The organism is Pacificibacter marinus, from assembly GCF_018860505.1.
In the GTDB taxonomy this organism is placed as follows: domain Bacteria; phylum Pseudomonadota; class Alphaproteobacteria; order Rhodobacterales; family Rhodobacteraceae; genus Celeribacter; species Celeribacter marinus_B.
Map to the genome: position 1 here is coordinate 210,622 of NZ_JAHKPU010000018.1, position 16,529 is coordinate 227,150.

The window sequence follows — 16,529 nt, forward strand, 5'->3', positions numbered from 1 at the left end:
CGCTTTTCTGGGAGGAGAAAAAGATGAAAAATTGGACACTATGCGGCCTTATGGGCGCAGCTCTTGTGACGATGACCGCCTTGCCTGTCGCTGCGCAGGAAAAAATTTCTGCTGTGGTAATCGATGGTTATCCAGACCGTTCCCTATGGGTTCGCGAGTTTTCGGATTTCTTTATTCCTGAGGTTGACCGCCGTCTTGCCGAGACAGGCAACTACGTTATGGACTGGCAAGAAAACTACGGCGGCTCCATCGTAAAACCTCGTGGTGTTTTGGAAGGCGTGCAACTTGGTCTTGGCGACATCGGTATCGTCACCACAATTTTTCACTCATCGAAACTCCCCAGTCAGGGCATCGCAGCTGTAACGCCTTTTGTGTCATCTGACGCACGCGCTGTTGCGAAAGCGGTTGATGAGATCGCCCGTGAGTTCCCCGCCATGCAAAACGAATTTGCGGCGCAGAACCAAGTTTATCTGGCAACCGGTGTTGTGCTTGATAGCTACCAAGTGTTTTCCGCAAAAGAAATTACGTCTATTTCTGACGTTGAGGGCTTTAAAGTCGCAGGCGCAGGTATGAACCTGCGGTATCTTGAAGGCATCCAAGGCGCGGCAGGTGTGCGTGGCGGGCTGACCGATTTCTACAACATGTTACAAACGGGTTTGGTGGATGCGGCATTGCTTTGGCCAGAAGCCGCTGCGACCTTTAAAATCTCTGAAGTCGGCCCATACATGTTGCGTGCAGACCTTGGTGCTGTGAACTCAAAAACGGTCACAGTGAACGCTGATTACTGGGCGAAATTGCCAGACGAAGTCAAAAGTGTCTTGCAGGCGGTCTCAATCGACTACCGTGATCGTCTTGCTGGTATCGCTATGGATCGCGCGGCAGAATCAGAAGCGGCCTATGTCGCCGCAGGCGGCACGATCATTGATGTGTCCGATGCTGATCGCGCCGCTTGGGCCGCTGCTATTCCGAACATCGCACAGGAATGGGCGTCATCTTTGAATGATGTGGGTGAACCCGGTTCAGAGATGCTTGCTGCCTATTTGGCAAAGCTTGAAACCGAAGGGTTCACAGGCGTTCGCGACTGGTCACAGCCTTAATCTGCTCCCCAGAAAGAGGACATATCCATGTTTAAAACTGCACTCAGCGGCCTTTCTGGGGTTGCTCATACACTCGCAATTGCTGCCAACGTGGCCGGAACCTTAATGGTTTTGGCCCTGGTGGTGATCCTAAATGTCGACGTGATTGCACGCGGTATTTTTAACGCGCCCATCAAAGGCACCTATGAAATCGTCCAGCTTTCGGTGGTTTTTATCGTGTTCTTACAATTGGCCGACGTGGCCCGTGTTGACAGGCTGACCCGCTCTGATGGGTTTCTAAACCTGCTACATGATCGCCGCCCAAAGCTGACTGCGAACCTGCGACGGATCATCAATGCCGTGTCTGCAATTTTCATGTTTTTAATATCATACATCATGTTTCCTGAATTTGTGCACATGTGGAACACGCAAGACTTTTTCGGCATCCCCGGTCTGTTCACAGTGCCTTGGTGGCCGATCAAATTGGTCATCGCGTCGGGCTGTGCCTTGTCCAGTCTGATCTTTGTTCTCAAGGTTATCACCGCGCAGGATCGCCCAGCCCTGATCCGCGCCCCAGAGCATAAAGAGACCTCTAAATGAGCCCTATTGAAATTGGCCTAATATCGGTCGTCGCAATCGTTTTTCTAATCTACGCGGGGCTTTATATCCCCATCGCACTTGGCACTGTATCCTTGGTCTCCATCTGGTTGATGCGCGACAACTTTACCCTGTCGTTGAATCTGCTCAAAGTGGCCGTGGGTGACAGCGCGATGGAATATTCTTTCGCCACCATCCCTTTGTTCACCTTTATGGGGCTTATCGTCTCGAAGGCAGGGTTGGGCAGTGACATTTACGAAGTTTTGACCCAACGCTTTCGCAAGGTGAAAGGCGGGATTGGCATGGCCACAGTTGGCGCCAACGCTATCTTTGCAGCCGTGACAGGATCATCCATCGCCTCGGCCTCTGTGTTCACAAAGGTCTCTGTGCCAGAGATGATTGCGCAAGACTACAATCCGCGCTTTGCCGTTGGTGTGGTCGCGGGATCTTCCGTGCTTGGTATGATCATTCCGCCCTCCGCGATGTTGATCATTTACTCTTTTGTTTCCGAGCAATCGGTCGGCGATATGTTCCTTGCTGGTGTTATACCAGGCGTTATGCTGGCAGTCTTCTACGTCGGTGCGATTTGGTTTATGGGACGGTTCACCCCCAATTTCGTTGGCGGCCGAGTCGTGCAAGACACCGAATGGATGTCCATGCGTGAGATTGCATCTAAAACCCTTCCGACCTTGTTCCTTATCACAGTCGTGCTTGGCGGCATCTATTCAGGCTGGCTTACGGCCGTAGAAGCGGGGGCCGCAGGTGGGCTTGTCGCGCTTGTCATTGCGGTCGCCAGACGATCTATGACGTTCAAAGGCTTTTGGGATGCGCTGTTAGAAACAGGTCACATCACCGCGGCCATTCTGTTTTTGATCACCGCTGCGTCTATCTACAGCCGGATGCTTGGGCTGGCGGGTCTACCAAACCAATTGCAAGACTTACTAGCGGGCAATGAGACGTCATTTTGGATAATCATGATCCTGTACGTGATGCTCATGCTTTTTCTTGGAACACTTCTTGATACAGCCTCGATCATTTTGATCGTCGTGCCGCTGTTCTTGCCTCTTGTCGAAGCGATGGACATGTCGCTCGTTTGGTTCGGGATCATCACGGTTGTTGGCGCTGAAATCGGTCTGCTGACCCCACCACTGGGCATATCTTGTTTCGTGATCAAATCGACACTGAATGATGACCGCATCTCATTGATGGACGTCTTCATGGGCGCCCTACCCTTTGCCTTTGTCATGCTGGTCGCACTGCTCCTTTTGATCCAGTTCCCGATCCTAAGCCTTATCCTTTTGAACTAGGAGACCTGCCCGATGCGCAACGTCACAAAAGACAACATCACCGATGTTTTTAAAAGCTACATGTCCGCAGAAATGGACCCACGGACTCGTGAAATCATGGAATCTCTCGTGCAACATCTGCATGATTTTGCCCGCGAAACCAAACTGACGCATGATGAATGGCGTCAAGGAATCGCGTTTCTTGAGGGCTGCGCCGCCATTGAGACCGAAGACCGCCACGAATTTGTGCTGGCCTCAGACGTGCTTGGGCTCTCGTCCCTCATCGACATGCTGCACTCGGATGATAACGCCACCTCGTCGTCTGTATTGGGACCATTCCACGTCTCAGGCGCGCCGCCCTTGGCTGTTGGCGGGGACATGAAACGGCACTTTGGCGGACCTGTCCTTTTGGCCGAAGGCGTGATCCGTGACACCAACGGCAACCCGATCCCAAATGCGGTGATCGATATTTGGCAAACCGCGCCGAACGGGCTTTATGCCAGTCAAGACGACGAGCAAGACACCTTCTCGTTTCATGGCCTGATGACCGTTGGCGCAGATGGCCGCTATGCCTTCACCACCGTAAAACCCGTTGAATACACTGTGCCATCTGACGGACCTGTGGGGGCGATTCTCAATGCATGTGGTCGCCACCCTTGGCGTCCATCGCATTTGCATTATATCGTGACGGCGCCAGGCTTCCGTTCGCTTGTCACCGAAGTTTTTCCTGATGATGATCAATACCTTGACCAAGACACCGTCTTTGGCGTGCGCGAGGACTTAGTGATGTCCTACGAAACAAAACCCGCCAGCGCGTTTCCTGACGGATTGGAATTGTCTGGAAAGGTTGCGGACCCGTTCCTTTACGTGAATTTCGATGTGACCTTGGCCACTGAATAGACTTCAAAGAGCCCAAACCATCAGTGGCATAGACGTTTCCACACCCAAGATTCCGGAGAGCGAGACGCATCGTCTTTTTCGGCGCGCGCTCTGCGACGGGGAGCCAAGGGAAGTGGATAGCCCTGCCCTTATGTGGCGTAGGGGCCGCCTTTTTACATAGAGTTTGTCAATCACCAGCCAGCCAGTAACAGCGGTATAAGCAGTGCGCCTTGCGTAGATAAGGCTGCACGGCACATTAAACCATGGCCGTGATTACATTGCACAGCGCGTACATCTGCAATTTATGCTGCGTCAAACCGAGGTCACGCTTTTGCGTTTCACCGTGATGTGCGAACAAACACGAACAAAACACAAAGGCAGCGCTATCAGGTATGCATTCAACATCTATAAGAGGGGGGGAAGTGGTACCACCTCCTGGTCTCGAACCAGGGACCTCCTGATCCACAATCAGGCGCTCTAACCAACTGAGCTAAGGCGGCACTTGAGGGGTGATTTACGGAAGGTACTGGGTGAATGCAAGAGCAAGATTGCGCATTTTGACGTTTTTTTCACGGAAGGCCCCTGCCCGCCTTTCTACACGTCCTTTTGTCGTGGTTTTCGCGGTGTAAGGTCCACAGTCACACCACAGTCACATTACAGCCACAGCGCCCCCTTGCACACAGCGGTCTTTGGGCTTATTTCAACGGGCAATCCAAAGGAGCAAAGTTATGAGCATCAATAAAGAAAGCGACGTCGAGGCGAACATCCAAATCGGCCCCACCACGCTTGGCATGGTGCGCATCTATATCGAAGGTGAAGGCCTTGAGATTCCGATGGATTTCGACCCTGAAGAAGCCGAAGAAATCGCCGAAGAAATTCGCGCGGCGGCCGCCCAAGCGCGGGCATTGGCCAAGTGACACCTTCAGCTATACAATTCTAATTTTTCAAGCGTTCGAAGAGAATTTACCATAATCATGGCATCAGAAGCTGCGCTGAGAAGATCAGAACGCGACACAATGAGGTCATCCAGAACATAGCCACATTTGATGGCGTTTCTGCTCATAAATTGGCACTGCAACGTTTCATCCTTAGTGGATGTCCAAATGCCATGAACGACATGATCTCTAATTTTTTGACATTGTTCGAAGCGTTCTTCAAATAGATGATAAGTTTTATCTTCCCCAAAACGCTTTGCGTACAACTTCAAGAATTTTTTCACTCTCTGACCAAAAGCCTGTTTACCGACACAGACAATACGATCCAAGACAACATTCTCTTTTGAGCCATCGCCCTCCTCCAGTTCAATTAAAGAACACACGATACTAAATAGTTCTTTTTCTAATAAAGCATACGACACGACAAGCTGTCCTATCGCGGCATAATCTTTACTGGACAAGCCGTTGTCAGGTGAGAACACGCTTCTGCCCCCCAAATAAAACCAAAGTAACTGACCTAAGTATAACAAATCACAGTTCTCGAAGAAGCTCTATTGGAAAAACCACCATAGCCCGCAATGCCACAGCTCCTTGACCCCGCGCACAGATCGCATCATGAGCTATGCAATGGATTTGACGGGGCCCACGCCCTGCAAGATCAATCACGCGCACCTAAAGGGGCCACCTCATGACCGACAACACCATCCGCAAAGCCATCTATGTCAAAGCCTCACGGGTTCACATCTGGGATCACCTGACCAAGCCTGAGCTGCTCAAAACCTGGTTTCATGTGCCATCAGTCGAGCTGACCATGGGCGAACCCTACGAGATGTTCGGACGCGAAAGCGGTGAGAAACTGTGCTGGGGCCGCGTGCGCGATGCGACGCCATATGATCGTTTGGAATATACATTTTCATTAGAGCAAATGAACGGCGTGAAATCGAAAGTGATCTGGACCTTAAAAGAGGTCGAGACCATCACCCGCTTGTCCTTGGTGCATTCTGGCCTGCCGCGCAAAGCCGAAGAACTTGGGCTGACGCTGGCCTTGGACAAAGGCTGGGACGATCACATCGCCCAACTGCGTGTGGCTTTGGACGATTAGATTTTAAAACGAAAAGGTCGGCGCAAACGCACTGATCTTTTGACAAACTGCATGCGGCCCCTTGTCGAGGGGCTGCACAGGCACTAGGTGTTGGGACGGCGGGATCTGCTCGGTTCGTTCACATGGGCGCAAGACTCCGGTGGCCTTACGCAACCGTACGGGAGCTGGCTCTGTCCGGACCCTGGTCCTTTTACCTGGCGCCCACCTGATATAATCAGGCTTCGGGAGCATACGCGTCGCTACGACTGCTGCGGTCCCCCGCCACCTTTTCCCATTTAACCTTGGCTTTTAAAGCCCGCGCTTTAAAAGCCTCTGCGCGCCTTAGACTTGGCCTGTGCACCTTGCGCAATGGTAACACGCAAAGGTTCATCAAACACGGCATCACGTTTGCCACCTTGATCACCGTCGTCGCGATCCGCCATGCGCATCACAGAGATGGCGAATTGCACGCCGGAAAATACGATTCCATTAGACAGCCACAGCACCACAACGGCCAAGATGCCCATGTCGGAATGCGTCACCAGATGCCATAGGTTGGCAACATTCATCGCCAAGAGCACGCCGACAAAGGCGGCAGAGATCGCAAAGCCGATCAGGACTTGGGTGATATACAGACGGATAAGTTTTGGCATAGGACACTTCTCCCCTTTCCGGCCCGTTCGTGCCCTGTGCGCACAGCATCACAGCATCACAGCACGGATTCGGGGGTGCGACTTGAACGGTACAATACGAAAAAGGGTAGGCTTTTGGCCCACCCTATTCAATTTCGCAAAATGTCGCGGTGTGTTTTACGTGCCTCAGACCGAACTTCAGCCCGATACCCGTGACCGTGCGCTTTACGATTTAAACGCTTCAGGGCGCAGTTCGCGGGCCATATGATCCAAAACAGCATTCACGAATTTGGATTCCTTGCCTTCAGGGTAAAACCCCTTGGCGACATCCACAAATTCACTGATCACAACTTTGGGCGGCGTGCGGCCTGAAATCATCTCGCCCCCCGCGGCACGGAACAAAGCTCGCAACGTGCTGTCGATCCGACCAATCGGCCATTTGGCCACCAAAGCGCGGTCCGTCAGTTGGTCGATTTTCACCTGATCGTTCACGGCCAACTCGGTGATCTCGTGAAACAGATCGGCATCGCCATCGATGAACAGACCTTCTTCTTCGGTCTCTAGGCCAAAGAAGTGATCGTAAAACTGGCGACGGACTTTATCCACGGTCATGTCCGAGGCTTCCATCTGAAACAGGGCCTGCACCGCGTAAAGGCGGGCGGCGGATCTCATGTCGCGTTTTGAGGGCGGCTTCAGGTGTGAATGATCTTCGGTCATGCGATATTGGGTCCCGTGTTTTCGCCCGCAAGGCGGATCGCGCCGGTATTAAAGCCAACGCCCTTGCTCGGACGAGCCCATTTGCGGGAAATGGCGACAAGATGCAAGGCCGCAGCCGCCGCTTGGCCACCTTTATTACGTCCTTTTGCCTCTGCACGCGCCTCAGCCTGCGATTTTTCCTCTACAGCCAAGATCCCGTTGCCGATGCACAGGCCTGATATGCCCATCATCTGCAATGCGTGCGACGAATCGTTATTTGCCGTCTCAAACAGCGCAGTTTCCCCGCGCACAAGACATCCAAGCGCCACATAGCCGTCGAAATTTGACATGCGTTCCGCGATGGCGATGGCTGTCGGCAGCTCGCCCACGCTGGGCACTTCGATCATCTCATAGGCCACGCCAGCATCCTCAAGCGTGGTTTTAGCACCCAGCAAAAGTTCGTCAGAAATATCTTTAAAATATGGTGCAACCACAATCAAAAGCTTCACAGGCGCGTCAAACGCGGGCAGGTCCAGAATATGCGGCTCAGGTTTGGACATCATTTGTCCCAATCTTGCAAACGTGCCACGTAGCGCGCGACGGTGTCGATTTCTAGGTTGATCCGATCACCGACCTTTGCCTTGCCCCAGATCGTCACCTCTTGGGTGTGCGGGATCACGTTGATACCAAAATCACAGCCCTCGACTTCGTTCACCGTCAAAGATGTGCCGTTCAAGGCCACTGATCCTTTGGGCGCGATGAATTTAGCTAAAGCTTCGGGGGCGCGGAACGTTAGGCGCGTGCTGTCGCCCTCGTCGCGCATCTCGATCAATTCAGCCACACCATCGACATGGCCCGATACGATATGCCCGCCCAATTCGTCGCCAAGCTTCAAAGCGCGCTCTAAGTTCAACGGCGCGCCGACAGTCCAATCGCCGATGTTGGTCAGGTCCACACTTTCGGCTGAGATCTGCACATCAAACCAGTTTTGCGGCGCATCTTGCCATGTGGTCCCCAGCGCGATCACCGTCAAACAGACGCCATTACACGCAATCGAGGCACCTATATCGATACCATCAATGTCATAGGCACAGCCAATGCGCGCGCGCAGATCACCTTCTTGTTTCATATCAAGCACACGCCCGATGTCCGTGATGATCCCTGTAAACATAGTTGTCTCCGTCTTTGGCCAGATCAGAGGCCCGAGTGGCCCGATGTTGTTGCCCCTAGACCTATCCCTGCTCAGACCCGCTTTCAAGTGCGCAACTTTGTTTCCAGATGGTCACAAATCCGCCTGATTCATCATGCATTGACTATTTTAAAGCAGACATATCCCTGCAAAACCGTATCACAGGCCTTATGACAGAACACTTCTCAGACTCGTCCTCAGATCAGCGCATTTTTCTGATGCTCCAAGGTCCGCATGGACCGTTCTTTTGGAAGCTGGGCAAAATGTTGCGCGCAGCAGGCGCTGAGACATGGCGTGTGGGCTTTAACGCGGGCGACCGAGCGTTCTGGTTTTCCAGCAAAAGTTTCATTCCATTTGTTGGAAAGTCCGAGGATTGGCCAGATGAATTCGAAGCCTTGGTGCGTACAAAATCCGTCACAGATATCGTTTTATACGGCGACACGCGCCCCATGCACGCCATGGCTGTTGAGCGCGCCAAAGCGCTTGGCCTGACCATTCATGTCTTTGAAGAAGGCTACCTGCGCCCTTTTTGGTGCACCTATGAACGCGGCGGATCAAACGGAAATTCCGACCTGATGTCGCTCACTGTCGACGATATGCGCATCGCCTTGGCCAATGCCGAACGCGACAATATCGAAGCCCCCGCTCATTGGGGCGATATGCGACAGCACATCTTTTATGGCGCTCTGTATCATTGGTTCGTGATGTTCCGAAACGGGGCGTTCAAGCATTTCAAACGCCACCGCGAAATGTCTGTGTTCCAAGAATTTTATCTGTATTTTAAACGCTTGATCATGATGCCCAGCCATTTCCTGCGCCGCGCTTGGTCTACACGACGGATCAAAAATGGCGGTTACCCCTACCATATCTGTTTGTTGCAATTGGAACATGACACCAGTTTTCAAGTCCATTCCCCTTACGCGACCATGCCAGATTTCATCTCGGACGTCATCAAAGGCTTTGCTCAGGGCGCCGCACGTCACCATCATCTGGTGTTCAAAGCGCACCCGTTGGAAACAGACCGCCGCAACCTCAAATCCGAAGTGAAGCGCATCGCCAAAGAGCACGGCGTGCTGGCACGCGTTCATTACGTGCGTGGCGGAAAACTGGCGCAGTTGTTGAATTTTGCCCGCTCTGCGGTGACCGTGAACTCCACCGCAGGCCAACAGGTTTTGTGGCGCGGCTTGCCCGTCAAAGTTTTTGGTGCTGCCGTTTACGATAAACCAGAGTTCGTCTCACGCCAGCCCTTGCCCGAGTTTTTCAAACAGGCCGCGCGCCCAGACAAACGTGCCTATGGCATCTATCGCCAATTCCTTTTGGAAACCAGTCAAGTGCCCGGAGGGTACTATTCAGCCGCAGGTCGTCGCCAATTGTTGCGACTCGTCGTGGATATGATGCTGGCACCAGAATCCCCCTATGAGGCGCTAATCATCGGCAAAGCCCCGCCCAGATTGCCCCTTCAAGTCGGAAAATAACACTATATCTGGCGGGTATACCTGTCACCATCCACATCCCCTGCAAACAAGCTGCGCCTCTGCAACACATTCCGAACTCCATGTGCAACACTTGACGTGTTGCTAGATTTTTGACTCAAACTTCAGTAGATTACCCAAAAATACGAGCAGAAAAATGGCTCAGAGGAGACCGAGCAGTGAAATTTATGACATCGCGCACTCTGCGTGCCACAGCGGTATTTTGTATTGTGGCAAGCCTTACCGCCTGTGGACTGCCCAGATCCGGCCCCACCAAGAAAGAGGTCTTTTCCGGCTCGGTTCTACAAGAAGGCGATTCTTTCATTGTGACTGTGACGGACCGCGTCAACGCGGCAACAGGGGTTACCCCCTCACTCGGCTTTTCAAGCCGCTTCACAGGCGCTGGCACGTTGGGCTCTGACACGATCCAAGCGGGCGATGTTTTATCTCTCACCATTTGGGAAAATGTCGACGACGGTCTTTTGGCGGGTCAAGGCGCGAACGCGACTGTGCTCAGCGAAGTCCAAGTGGACGGGTCAGGGTTTATCTTTGTGCCATACGCTGGCCGCGTGAAAGCTGCGGGCAACAGCCCCGAAGCCATCCGCCGTATCATCACCGAAAAGCTCGACACACAAACACCAGACCCACAAGTCATGGTGACACGTGCCGCTGGCGACGGTGCAACTGTATCGATAACCGGTAAAATCAACGGCCAAGGCGTCTACCCGATTGAGCGCCCCACCCGCACCCTAACGGCGATGCTGGCCCATGCTGGCGGCGTGTCGGTGGAACCCTCTTTGGCGCAAATCAAAGTGATCCGTGGTGGTGAAACCGGCTCGGTTTGGTTCGACGATCTGTTTGACGACGCGCGTTACGATATCGCGCTGCGCAACGGCGACCGTATTTTGGTCGAAGCCGATCAACGATCCTTCATGGCACTTGGCGCAACTGGTGCGCAAAGCCGCGTGGCCTTTGAGACGCGCACCCTCTCGGCTTTGGAAGCCATCGCCCAAGTCGGCGGCTTGCAAACCAACAGCGCCGATCCAACTGGTGTCTTTGTCTTGCGCAATGAAACAGACGAAATCGCAAAACAGGTATTGGGACGAGATGACCTCGTTGGGACACAGCGCCTTGTTTATGTGCTCAATCTGACAGAACCCAACGGCTTGTTCCTTGCACGTGACTTCTTGATCCGCGATGGCGATACCGTTTACGTCACTGAAGCGCCCTATGTCCAATGGACCAAATCGCTTTCAGTGCTCACAGGCTCAGTCTCTGCTGCGGCCAGTCTCGCAACCGCTGTCGAGTAAAAAAAAACATGCACCACGATGTGCCTGATCAATCCGTCCGAGCCCATGCGCCCGGACGGATTTTATTATCCGACCCTGCAATTGCAGGGATTCCAAAAATAAAACAGATTCTATCTGCCGCAGGTTGGACCCCGCATCGCAAGACACCCCAACGCGATGATGCGCTGGCTCTCACGGCCGCTGCTCCTGCGCGCAAGACCCGCGCGGCATGGATTGGTGCGGCATTCATTCCAGATCAACCCTGCCCGCAAGAGGCGCGCCCAGTCCCGTTGGGCATCACCATAGACACGCGCGGCCCTATTCACGACGCGCGTCACCCATCTGACCTTGAGATGATGTTGGCCAAGCTGCCTTTGGACGATGCCACCATATTGGCTCGCGCTCGACATGTCGCAGATCACCTGCCAATGTTGAAATTGTGTAAGAATCCAACTCTCTGCGGTCAAACTGAACTGCCAAATGTTCCATATGTTCTCGTGTTGGATCAACCCAAAGACGACGAGACCCTCCCCAGTGAACCCGCGGCCACCAATGAGCTACGCGAAATGCTGGTGCTGGCCCATGAAGCGCACCCACATGCGAACATCTTGATCTATTCCCCAAATCGTGACGACGCAGGTCCAGTTGAGGGCCATTTTGACGGGGCTGATGCCTCGCCAAATATCACTCTTTTTACGGAGCCCGCGAATCCTTGGAATCTGTTCGAACTGGCCACCGCCGTCTATACTCTGTCATCGCCGCTCGGATTTGATGCGATCCTTGCAGGGCACAAACCCTTTGTGTTTGGTCAGCCTTGGTATGCGGGCTGGGGCCTGACACAAGACCAATCCCCGATCCACCGCCGCACGCGTCACCTGACCCGCACGCAACTGGTGGCGGGGGCTTTGTTCCACTATTGCCAATGGTACGACCCCAAGTCCAAAACCCTTTGCGAAGTTGAACAGGCGTTGGCCAGCCTACAAGCACGCAATCGCGCCGCTTTAGAAGATCAGCACGGCTACGTCGCCTCGAACATCTTGCGCTGGAAACGACCACATATGCGCCGATATTTCGGCCAGACTGCCATCACGTTTAGCGATAAGACATCGAACATAGCTCAGCAGACCGACCTTGGCCGCATCCATATGGCTTGGGGCGCAACGGCAAGCGACGCCCCTGTGCGCATCGAAGATGGGTTTCTCAGGTCTCGCGGATTGGGGGCTGCTTTGGTGCGGCCGCTGTCTTTGATCATGGATGACACAGGCATTTACTTCGACCCAACGCGCCCGTCTAAACTCGAAGCGCTGATCACCAAGCGCGCGCGATTGCCCGACCATGCATGCCTGCGCATCGAACACTTTCTCGCCCGACTTAATGCGGCGAAGCTCAGCAAATACAACGTCGGCCATGGCTGCCCGCCCCTGCCCGAAGGATACAAAATCTTGGTCGCAGGTCAGGTCGAAGATGACGCCTCGATCAAACTTGGCGCAGGTGAAATCAACACCAATCACGCCCTGCTTATGGCCGCGCGCGCAGCCCATCCAGAGGCCATAATCGTGTTCAAACCACACCCCGATGTCGAAGCGGGCCTTCGGCGCGGCAAAGTGGAAAATGCACATGATATTGCGGATATCGTCGCTTATGAGACCGATCCCGTCGCGCTGATCGATGCTTGTGATATGGTTTGGACCATGACCTCGCTGATCGGGTTCGAAGCCCTCATCCGTGATACGCCAGTGACCTGCACCGGCGCGCCGTTTTATGCGGGCTGGGGCTTGACCACAGACCTATACAACACGCCCGCACGCCGTGACGCCAAGCCCAACATTTTGGGTTTGGCCCATGCAACATTGATCGATTACCCGCGCTATTTCGACCCCGACACTGGGGCAGCTCTCGCGCCGGAACAGGCGATAGATGTCTTGCTGACAGCCCCAAGCGGGCGCAGCAAAATGGCGCAATCTGCCATAGCAAAACTGCGCCAATTTCGTGCTCGATATCTGGAATTAGATCGTTAAGTTTACGAACGACGCCAATGCGTTAAAGCATCAGCCCCCAGGATTTCTGCATGTGTCACTTGATAGCGCGACGCCTGTGCCAGACGGGTGAGACCCAAGCCTCCAAGGCTCGGCGTGCCGTCCGCACCAATGCCAAGCCCAGCCGTAAACAGCGCCACATGGTCCGCCAAATCTGCATGCAACAGCGATGCGGCCAATGCCCCGCCCCCTTCGCAAAACACGCGGGTGAGACCCGCATCGCCAAGCGCGGCAAGTGCGGCCGTCGGATCAAGTTGTCCTGCGATCAAAGGCACTTCAAACAAACGCGCGCCTAAGCTTCCCCATGTGCGCCTCAAGTCAACGTCTGCACGTGGGCCATGGATCAACCAGACAGGCACTTCGCCCGCTGTGCGCGCCAAATGCCCTGTCAAAGGCAAATCCAAAGCGCGTGACAGCACCACCCGCACAGGTTGGCGATCAATACCTAAATCGCGCACTGTCAAACTGGGGTCATCCGCTCGCGCCGTGCCCGCGCCCACCATCACCGCGTCATGGCTGGCGCGCATCGCGTGAACACGTCTGCGCGCTTGCGGCCCCGTGATCCACTGACTTTCGCCCGTCGATGTCGCGATACGCCCATCCCATGAAGTGGCCAATTTCAGCGTCACCATAGGACGCCCTTGCGTCACACGCGTCAAAAATCCTGTTTGCGCGGCTTTGGCCTCGGCTTGCAGCACGCCGAATTCAACAGTGATACCGGCTGCGCGCAGCATATCCAGACCACGCCCGTCAACACGCGGGTCAGGATCACCAAGCGCCACCACAACACGAGCCACCCCTGCGTCGATCAATCCTTGCGCGCAAGGGGGGGTTTTTCCAGTGTGCGAACAGGGCTCAAGCGTCACATAAGCTGTGGCCCCTTTTGCCGCGTCCCCCGCTTGCGCCAAGGCCATGACTTCGGCGTGGGGGCGTCCGCCATCTTGAGTCCAACCGCGCCCGATGACGCGACCGGATTTGACGATCACGCAGCCCACGGCAGGGTTTGGCCAAGTGCGACCAAGCCCACGCGCGCCCAAAGACAGCGCGTGGCGCATGTGATGTACGTCTTCCAAATACTCAGACACTTAAGCTTACTCGTCGCCTTCGATGGGGGGGCGCAATTCACTGACAAATTTGTCAAAATCATCAGCCGCTTGAAAGTTCTTATACACGGATGCAAAGCGCACATAGGCGACGGTATCGATCCGCGCGAGGCTTTCCATAACAATCTCGCCGATGCTCTTGGATGGGATATCTGTTTCGCCCATGCTTTCCAGACGCCGCACGATGCCTGAAATCATTTGATCCAAACGCTCGGGTTCAATGGGACGTTTTTGCGTGGCGATGCGAATAGAGCGCTCAAGCTTGTCGCGATCAAATTCTTCGCGGCGACCATTGGTTTTCACCACAATCAAATCGCGCAATTGTACGCGTTCATAGGTTGTAAAACGTCCCCCGCAGGCGGAACAAAAACGTCTACGACGGATCGCGACGTGGTCCTCGGCTGGACGGCTATCTTTAACTTGTGTATCTAAATTTCCGCAAAACGGACAGCGCATGGGCGTCCCCTTTTCTATGTTTACTGCCTCGACCTGTAGGATCTATGCCCCACTTATCCACAGGCACTATAGGGCAGCCGCCACAAATTGGGTAGATGCAAAATCTGCCGCTAGATGTAGCGCAGCAATGCGTTGCCAAAGAGACTCAGCGCAGCATCGCAACAACGCGCCTAAGATGCGGACGGGTGCGATGTTCGAAAAGGTACAAGCCTTGCCATCTTCCCAGTGTCATCCTACCAGAAATTACGGGAATACTGATCGTTGTCGGCAGCATTGCACATTTAATATGCGCAGGCATATCGTCTGGCCCCTCATAAGTATGGGTCAAATACGCCATGCTGGGATCAGTTGTTGGAGGCACCAAACGGTGAAAATAGGCCTGCAAGTCATCTTGGACTTCTGGATCGACGTTTTCTTGGATCAGCAGGCTGGCCGAAGTGTGCTGCACCATCAGCGTCAACACCGCCTCAATTGGCCCTTCACCAGCGACCCAAGCGCCAACTTGACCGGTGAATTCATACAGGCCCGCCCCATGGGTAGAGATTTCAAAGTGGTGATGGCTCAAGCGTTCTGCTCCTATAGTCGCGTTAGTCGCAGTCTGCACCTGACAGCACGTCTGCGGTATCTTTGCGACAAAAACCCGCCTGCTCCATTGTCAATCTCAGCGTATCCAAGTCAAAAAACATATCCCCCGCGCAATTTAGGGATGCCAATTCCTGTTCGCCGCGCAAGACCTCAAGCCCACCGCTTTGCTGCTGATCCATTTTGTCATAGGCGGCATATAGCGCGTAGGAAAACTGGCCGCTGGGCAGGACAACACGATCCCAAATGTTGCGACCTATTCCGTTCCACGGCTGCATAGAGATCGCGTCAAAACCGCGGGTCAGTTCAAGTTCGGGGGCATCTTGGGGACCAAACCGATAGGTCACGCTTTGGTCATCTGCGGTCATGCACAGTTCGACCTGTTTGCTGCCAAAGGAACAGGAAAACAACTCGATCTGATTGCCCGCGCAGACGGCCAGCGCAGGCGTGGCATAGACCGTTGTTCCTATAAGAGCAGCGACAGCTTTCAACACAGGCTTCATTTTTGACATTCTAAACAACGATACAGGCCTATGTCAGTCAAAGACCCTATCGCCCATTTGGTCGATGAAGACTTTGGATTTGTTGATGCTGGCCTGCACCGCTTCGTCCTCGGATGCTAAGGTATCAACACGCATCAAATTGTGCACTTTGACCTCGCCGTCGATGTCCTTTTCGATCCGTGCCGCGATGCGAAACCCGCCGCTGGCTTTTACTGGGTCGGGGAAAATCAGGAAGTCTTTGTACAGCTCTGGTTCAATGTCTTTGACCTTAGCGCCGGCTTTGCCGCCGAAGAGTTTTGAGAGAAGGGACATGTGCGGTGCCTCATGTTGGTTTGGTTAAAGGGAGTGTGGCGTGTGTGAGGGCGGAGGGCAAGATGGCGTGAAGTAAACGTTTTCGCATTTACCAATTTAATGAGTATTAGGCTCTCAACATCAAGAGCGGCGTCGAAAGCGCACGTTCGCCGCAACACTCTCAGTTTGTATGCTTGTATGACCCAAGCCGGCAATCCTGCCGGCTTGGGTCATACAAGGAGACAGACATGTTCTGTACAAAATTAGACATAAGTAGATTAAACATCAAACAACTGCCAAAGGTTGGTGATGAATTCGGCACCCCTTTTGGTATGGGCTTAGTTCATGAATGCCAAATCAAATACTCATGGCACCCTGGTGGCACCTGTAAATCTGAAAGCATGATGATTTGGTGGACAGCCTAAA

The 16,529-nt window shown here is 53.8% G+C and carries 20 protein-coding genes and 1 tRNA gene; 10 read left to right on the forward strand and 11 right to left on the reverse strand.

The annotated features are described in order from the left end of the window. Positions 1 to 23: 23 nt before the first annotated feature. Genes KO503_RS05000 through KO503_RS05015 form a run of 4 tightly spaced genes read left to right on the forward strand, consistent with a single transcriptional unit; the run spans position 24 to position 3,859 of the window. Positions 24 to 1,097: a C4-dicarboxylate TRAP transporter substrate-binding protein gene (locus KO503_RS05000; RefSeq protein WP_215990461.1), complete on the forward strand. Its 1,074-nt coding sequence runs from the start codon at positions 24 to 26 to the stop codon at positions 1,095 to 1,097. Positions 1,098 to 1,124: 27 nt separating this feature from the next. Then, on the forward strand, positions 1,125 to 1,676 hold the full coding sequence (locus tag KO503_RS05005) for a TRAP transporter small permease subunit (protein WP_215990462.1): 552 nt from the start codon (positions 1,125 to 1,127) through the stop codon (positions 1,674 to 1,676). Next, positions 1,673 to 2,980 carry a TRAP transporter large permease gene (locus KO503_RS05010; protein ID WP_215990463.1) on the forward strand — a complete coding sequence of 436 codons (1,308 nt, stop codon included), beginning with the start codon at positions 1,673 to 1,675 and terminating at the stop codon, positions 2,978 to 2,980. The genes KO503_RS05005 and KO503_RS05010 overlap by 4 nt, the downstream gene beginning before the upstream one ends. Before the next feature lie 12 nt (positions 2,981 to 2,992). Beyond that, positions 2,993 to 3,859, forward strand: coding sequence for a dioxygenase (locus tag KO503_RS05015; RefSeq protein WP_215990464.1), 867 nt, complete (start codon positions 2,993 to 2,995; stop codon positions 3,857 to 3,859). A 402-nt stretch (positions 3,860 to 4,261) separates the two neighbouring features. Here the strand turns inward: KO503_RS05015 and KO503_RS05020 are convergent. Beyond that, positions 4,262 to 4,338, reverse strand: a tRNA-His gene (locus tag KO503_RS05020). Positions 4,339 to 4,566: 228 nt separating this feature from the next. Between KO503_RS05020 and KO503_RS05025 the strand changes: the two genes are divergently transcribed. Continuing rightward, entirely contained in the window at positions 4,567 to 4,755 is a 189-nt protein-coding gene (locus tag KO503_RS05025; protein ID WP_215943558.1) for a DUF6324 family protein, read from the forward strand. Between the two features lie 5 nt (positions 4,756 to 4,760). On the opposite strand, the gene KO503_RS05030 is transcribed toward KO503_RS05025, so the two are convergent. Further along, a complete protein-coding gene (locus KO503_RS05030; protein ID WP_215990465.1) occupies positions 4,761 to 5,255 on the reverse strand; it encodes a hypothetical protein in 495 nt (164 codons plus the stop codon). 206 nt (positions 5,256 to 5,461) lie between these two features. On the opposite strand from KO503_RS05030, the gene KO503_RS05035 reads away from it, so the two are divergent. Continuing rightward, complete coding sequence (locus KO503_RS05035) at positions 5,462 to 5,875, forward strand: SRPBCC family protein (protein WP_215990466.1); 414 nt, start codon at positions 5,462 to 5,464, stop codon at positions 5,873 to 5,875. Between the two features lie 302 nt (positions 5,876 to 6,177). Here the strand turns inward: KO503_RS05035 and KO503_RS05040 are convergent, their stop codons facing one another. From KO503_RS05040 to KO503_RS05055, 4 genes are all read right to left on the reverse strand, one after another. Beyond that, entirely contained in the window at positions 6,178 to 6,507 is a 330-nt protein-coding gene (locus tag KO503_RS05040; RefSeq protein ID WP_215990467.1) for a hypothetical protein, read from the reverse strand. A 204-nt stretch (positions 6,508 to 6,711) separates the two neighbouring features. Continuing rightward, positions 6,712 to 7,203 (reverse strand): transcription antitermination factor NusB, encoded by a 492-nt coding sequence (gene nusB, locus KO503_RS05045; RefSeq protein ID WP_215990468.1) that lies wholly within the window; start codon positions 7,201 to 7,203, stop codon positions 6,712 to 6,714. Then, positions 7,200 to 7,742 carry a 6,7-dimethyl-8-ribityllumazine synthase gene (locus tag KO503_RS05050; protein ID WP_215990469.1) on the reverse strand — a complete coding sequence of 181 codons (543 nt, stop codon included), beginning with the start codon at positions 7,740 to 7,742 and terminating at the stop codon, positions 7,200 to 7,202. The genes nusB and KO503_RS05050 overlap by 4 nt, the downstream gene beginning before the upstream one ends. Beyond that, entirely contained in the window at positions 7,742 to 8,353 is a 612-nt protein-coding gene (locus KO503_RS05055; RefSeq protein ID WP_215990470.1) for a riboflavin synthase, read from the reverse strand. The genes KO503_RS05050 and KO503_RS05055 overlap by 1 nt, the downstream gene beginning before the upstream one ends. A 188-nt stretch (positions 8,354 to 8,541) precedes the next feature. Between KO503_RS05055 and KO503_RS05060 the strand changes: the two genes are divergently transcribed. From KO503_RS05060 to KO503_RS05070, 3 genes are all read left to right on the forward strand, one after another. After that, positions 8,542 to 9,846, forward strand: a complete 1,305-nt coding sequence (locus KO503_RS05060; protein ID WP_215990471.1) for a capsule biosynthesis protein — start codon at positions 8,542 to 8,544, stop codon at positions 9,844 to 9,846. Between the two features lie 185 nt (positions 9,847 to 10,031). Next, positions 10,032 to 11,153: a polysaccharide biosynthesis/export family protein gene (locus KO503_RS05065; protein ID WP_215990498.1), complete on the forward strand. Its 1,122-nt coding sequence runs from the start codon at positions 10,032 to 10,034 to the stop codon at positions 11,151 to 11,153. 20 nt (positions 11,154 to 11,173) lie between these two features. Continuing rightward, on the forward strand, positions 11,174 to 13,150 hold the full coding sequence (locus KO503_RS05070) for a capsular polysaccharide biosynthesis protein (RefSeq protein ID WP_215990472.1): 1,977 nt from the start codon (positions 11,174 to 11,176) through the stop codon (positions 13,148 to 13,150). 2 nt (positions 13,151 to 13,152) lie between these two features. Here the strand turns inward: KO503_RS05070 and ribD are convergent, their stop codons facing one another. From ribD to KO503_RS05095, 5 genes are all read right to left on the reverse strand, one after another. Then, positions 13,153 to 14,223 (reverse strand): bifunctional diaminohydroxyphosphoribosylaminopyrimidine deaminase/5-amino-6-(5-phosphoribosylamino)uracil reductase RibD, encoded by a 1,071-nt coding sequence (gene ribD, locus KO503_RS05075; RefSeq protein WP_215990499.1) that lies wholly within the window; start codon positions 14,221 to 14,223, stop codon positions 13,153 to 13,155. 36 nt (positions 14,224 to 14,259) lie between these two features. Next, a complete protein-coding gene (gene nrdR, locus KO503_RS05080) occupies positions 14,260 to 14,727 on the reverse strand; it encodes a transcriptional regulator NrdR (RefSeq protein WP_215990473.1) in 468 nt (155 codons plus the stop codon). A 145-nt stretch (positions 14,728 to 14,872) separates the two neighbouring features. Then, positions 14,873 to 15,292, reverse strand: a complete 420-nt coding sequence (locus KO503_RS05085; RefSeq protein WP_215990474.1) for a secondary thiamine-phosphate synthase enzyme YjbQ — start codon at positions 15,290 to 15,292, stop codon at positions 14,873 to 14,875. A 22-nt stretch (positions 15,293 to 15,314) separates the two neighbouring features. Continuing rightward, positions 15,315 to 15,812: a hypothetical protein gene (locus KO503_RS05090; protein WP_215990475.1), complete on the reverse strand. Its 498-nt coding sequence runs from the start codon at positions 15,810 to 15,812 to the stop codon at positions 15,315 to 15,317. Between the two features lie 33 nt (positions 15,813 to 15,845). Continuing rightward, the gene (locus KO503_RS05095; RefSeq protein WP_215990476.1) at positions 15,846 to 16,124 is read right to left on the reverse strand and encodes an HlyU family transcriptional regulator; all 279 of its coding nucleotides are present in this window, start codon (positions 16,122 to 16,124) and stop codon (positions 15,846 to 15,848) included. A 227-nt stretch (positions 16,125 to 16,351) separates the two neighbouring features. Here KO503_RS05095 and KO503_RS05100 point away from each other — a divergent pair, with 227 nt between their 5' ends. Beyond that, positions 16,352 to 16,528 (forward strand): hypothetical protein, encoded by a 177-nt coding sequence (locus KO503_RS05100; protein ID WP_215990477.1) that lies wholly within the window; start codon positions 16,352 to 16,354, stop codon positions 16,526 to 16,528. The last annotated feature ends 1 nt before the right edge of the window (position 16,529 follow it).

Bases quoted from the DNA above. Each gene is read 5' to 3' on its own strand.
- KO503_RS05000 (WP_215990461.1), top strand. From the start codon at position 24: ATGAAAAATTGGACACTATGCGGCCTTATGGGCGCAGCTCTTGTGACG.
- KO503_RS05005 (WP_215990462.1), top strand. From the start codon at position 1,125: ATGTTTAAAACTGCACTCAGCGGCCTTTCTGGGGTTGCTCATACACTC.
- KO503_RS05010 (WP_215990463.1), top strand. From the start codon at position 1,673: ATGAGCCCTATTGAAATTGGCCTAATATCGGTCGTCGCAATCGTTTTT.
- KO503_RS05015 (WP_215990464.1), top strand. From the start codon at position 2,993: ATGCGCAACGTCACAAAAGACAACATCACCGATGTTTTTAAAAGCTAC.
- KO503_RS05025 (WP_215943558.1), top strand. From the start codon at position 4,567: ATGAGCATCAATAAAGAAAGCGACGTCGAGGCGAACATCCAAATCGGC.
- KO503_RS05035 (WP_215990466.1), top strand. From the start codon at position 5,462: ATGACCGACAACACCATCCGCAAAGCCATCTATGTCAAAGCCTCACGG.
- KO503_RS05040 (WP_215990467.1), bottom strand. From the start codon at position 6,507: ATGCCAAAACTTATCCGTCTGTATATCACCCAAGTCCTGATCGGCTTT.
- nusB (WP_215990468.1), bottom strand. From the start codon at position 7,203: ATGACCGAAGATCATTCACACCTGAAGCCGCCCTCAAAACGCGACATG.
- KO503_RS05050 (WP_215990469.1), bottom strand. From the start codon at position 7,742: ATGTCCAAACCTGAGCCGCATATTCTGGACCTGCCCGCGTTTGACGCG.
- KO503_RS05055 (WP_215990470.1), bottom strand. From the start codon at position 8,353: ATGTTTACAGGGATCATCACGGACATCGGGCGTGTGCTTGATATGAAA.
- KO503_RS05060 (WP_215990471.1), top strand. From the start codon at position 8,542: ATGACAGAACACTTCTCAGACTCGTCCTCAGATCAGCGCATTTTTCTG.
- KO503_RS05065 (WP_215990498.1), top strand. From the start codon at position 10,032: ATGACATCGCGCACTCTGCGTGCCACAGCGGTATTTTGTATTGTGGCA.
- ribD (WP_215990499.1), bottom strand. From the start codon at position 14,223: ATGCGCCACGCGCTGTCTTTGGGCGCGCGTGGGCTTGGTCGCACTTGG.
- nrdR (WP_215990473.1), bottom strand. From the start codon at position 14,727: ATGCGCTGTCCGTTTTGCGGAAATTTAGATACACAAGTTAAAGATAGC.
- KO503_RS05090 (WP_215990475.1), bottom strand. From the start codon at position 15,812: ATGAAGCCTGTGTTGAAAGCTGTCGCTGCTCTTATAGGAACAACGGTC.
- KO503_RS05095 (WP_215990476.1), bottom strand. From the start codon at position 16,124: ATGTCCCTTCTCTCAAAACTCTTCGGCGGCAAAGCCGGCGCTAAGGTC.
- KO503_RS05100 (WP_215990477.1), top strand. From the start codon at position 16,352: ATGTTCTGTACAAAATTAGACATAAGTAGATTAAACATCAAACAACTG.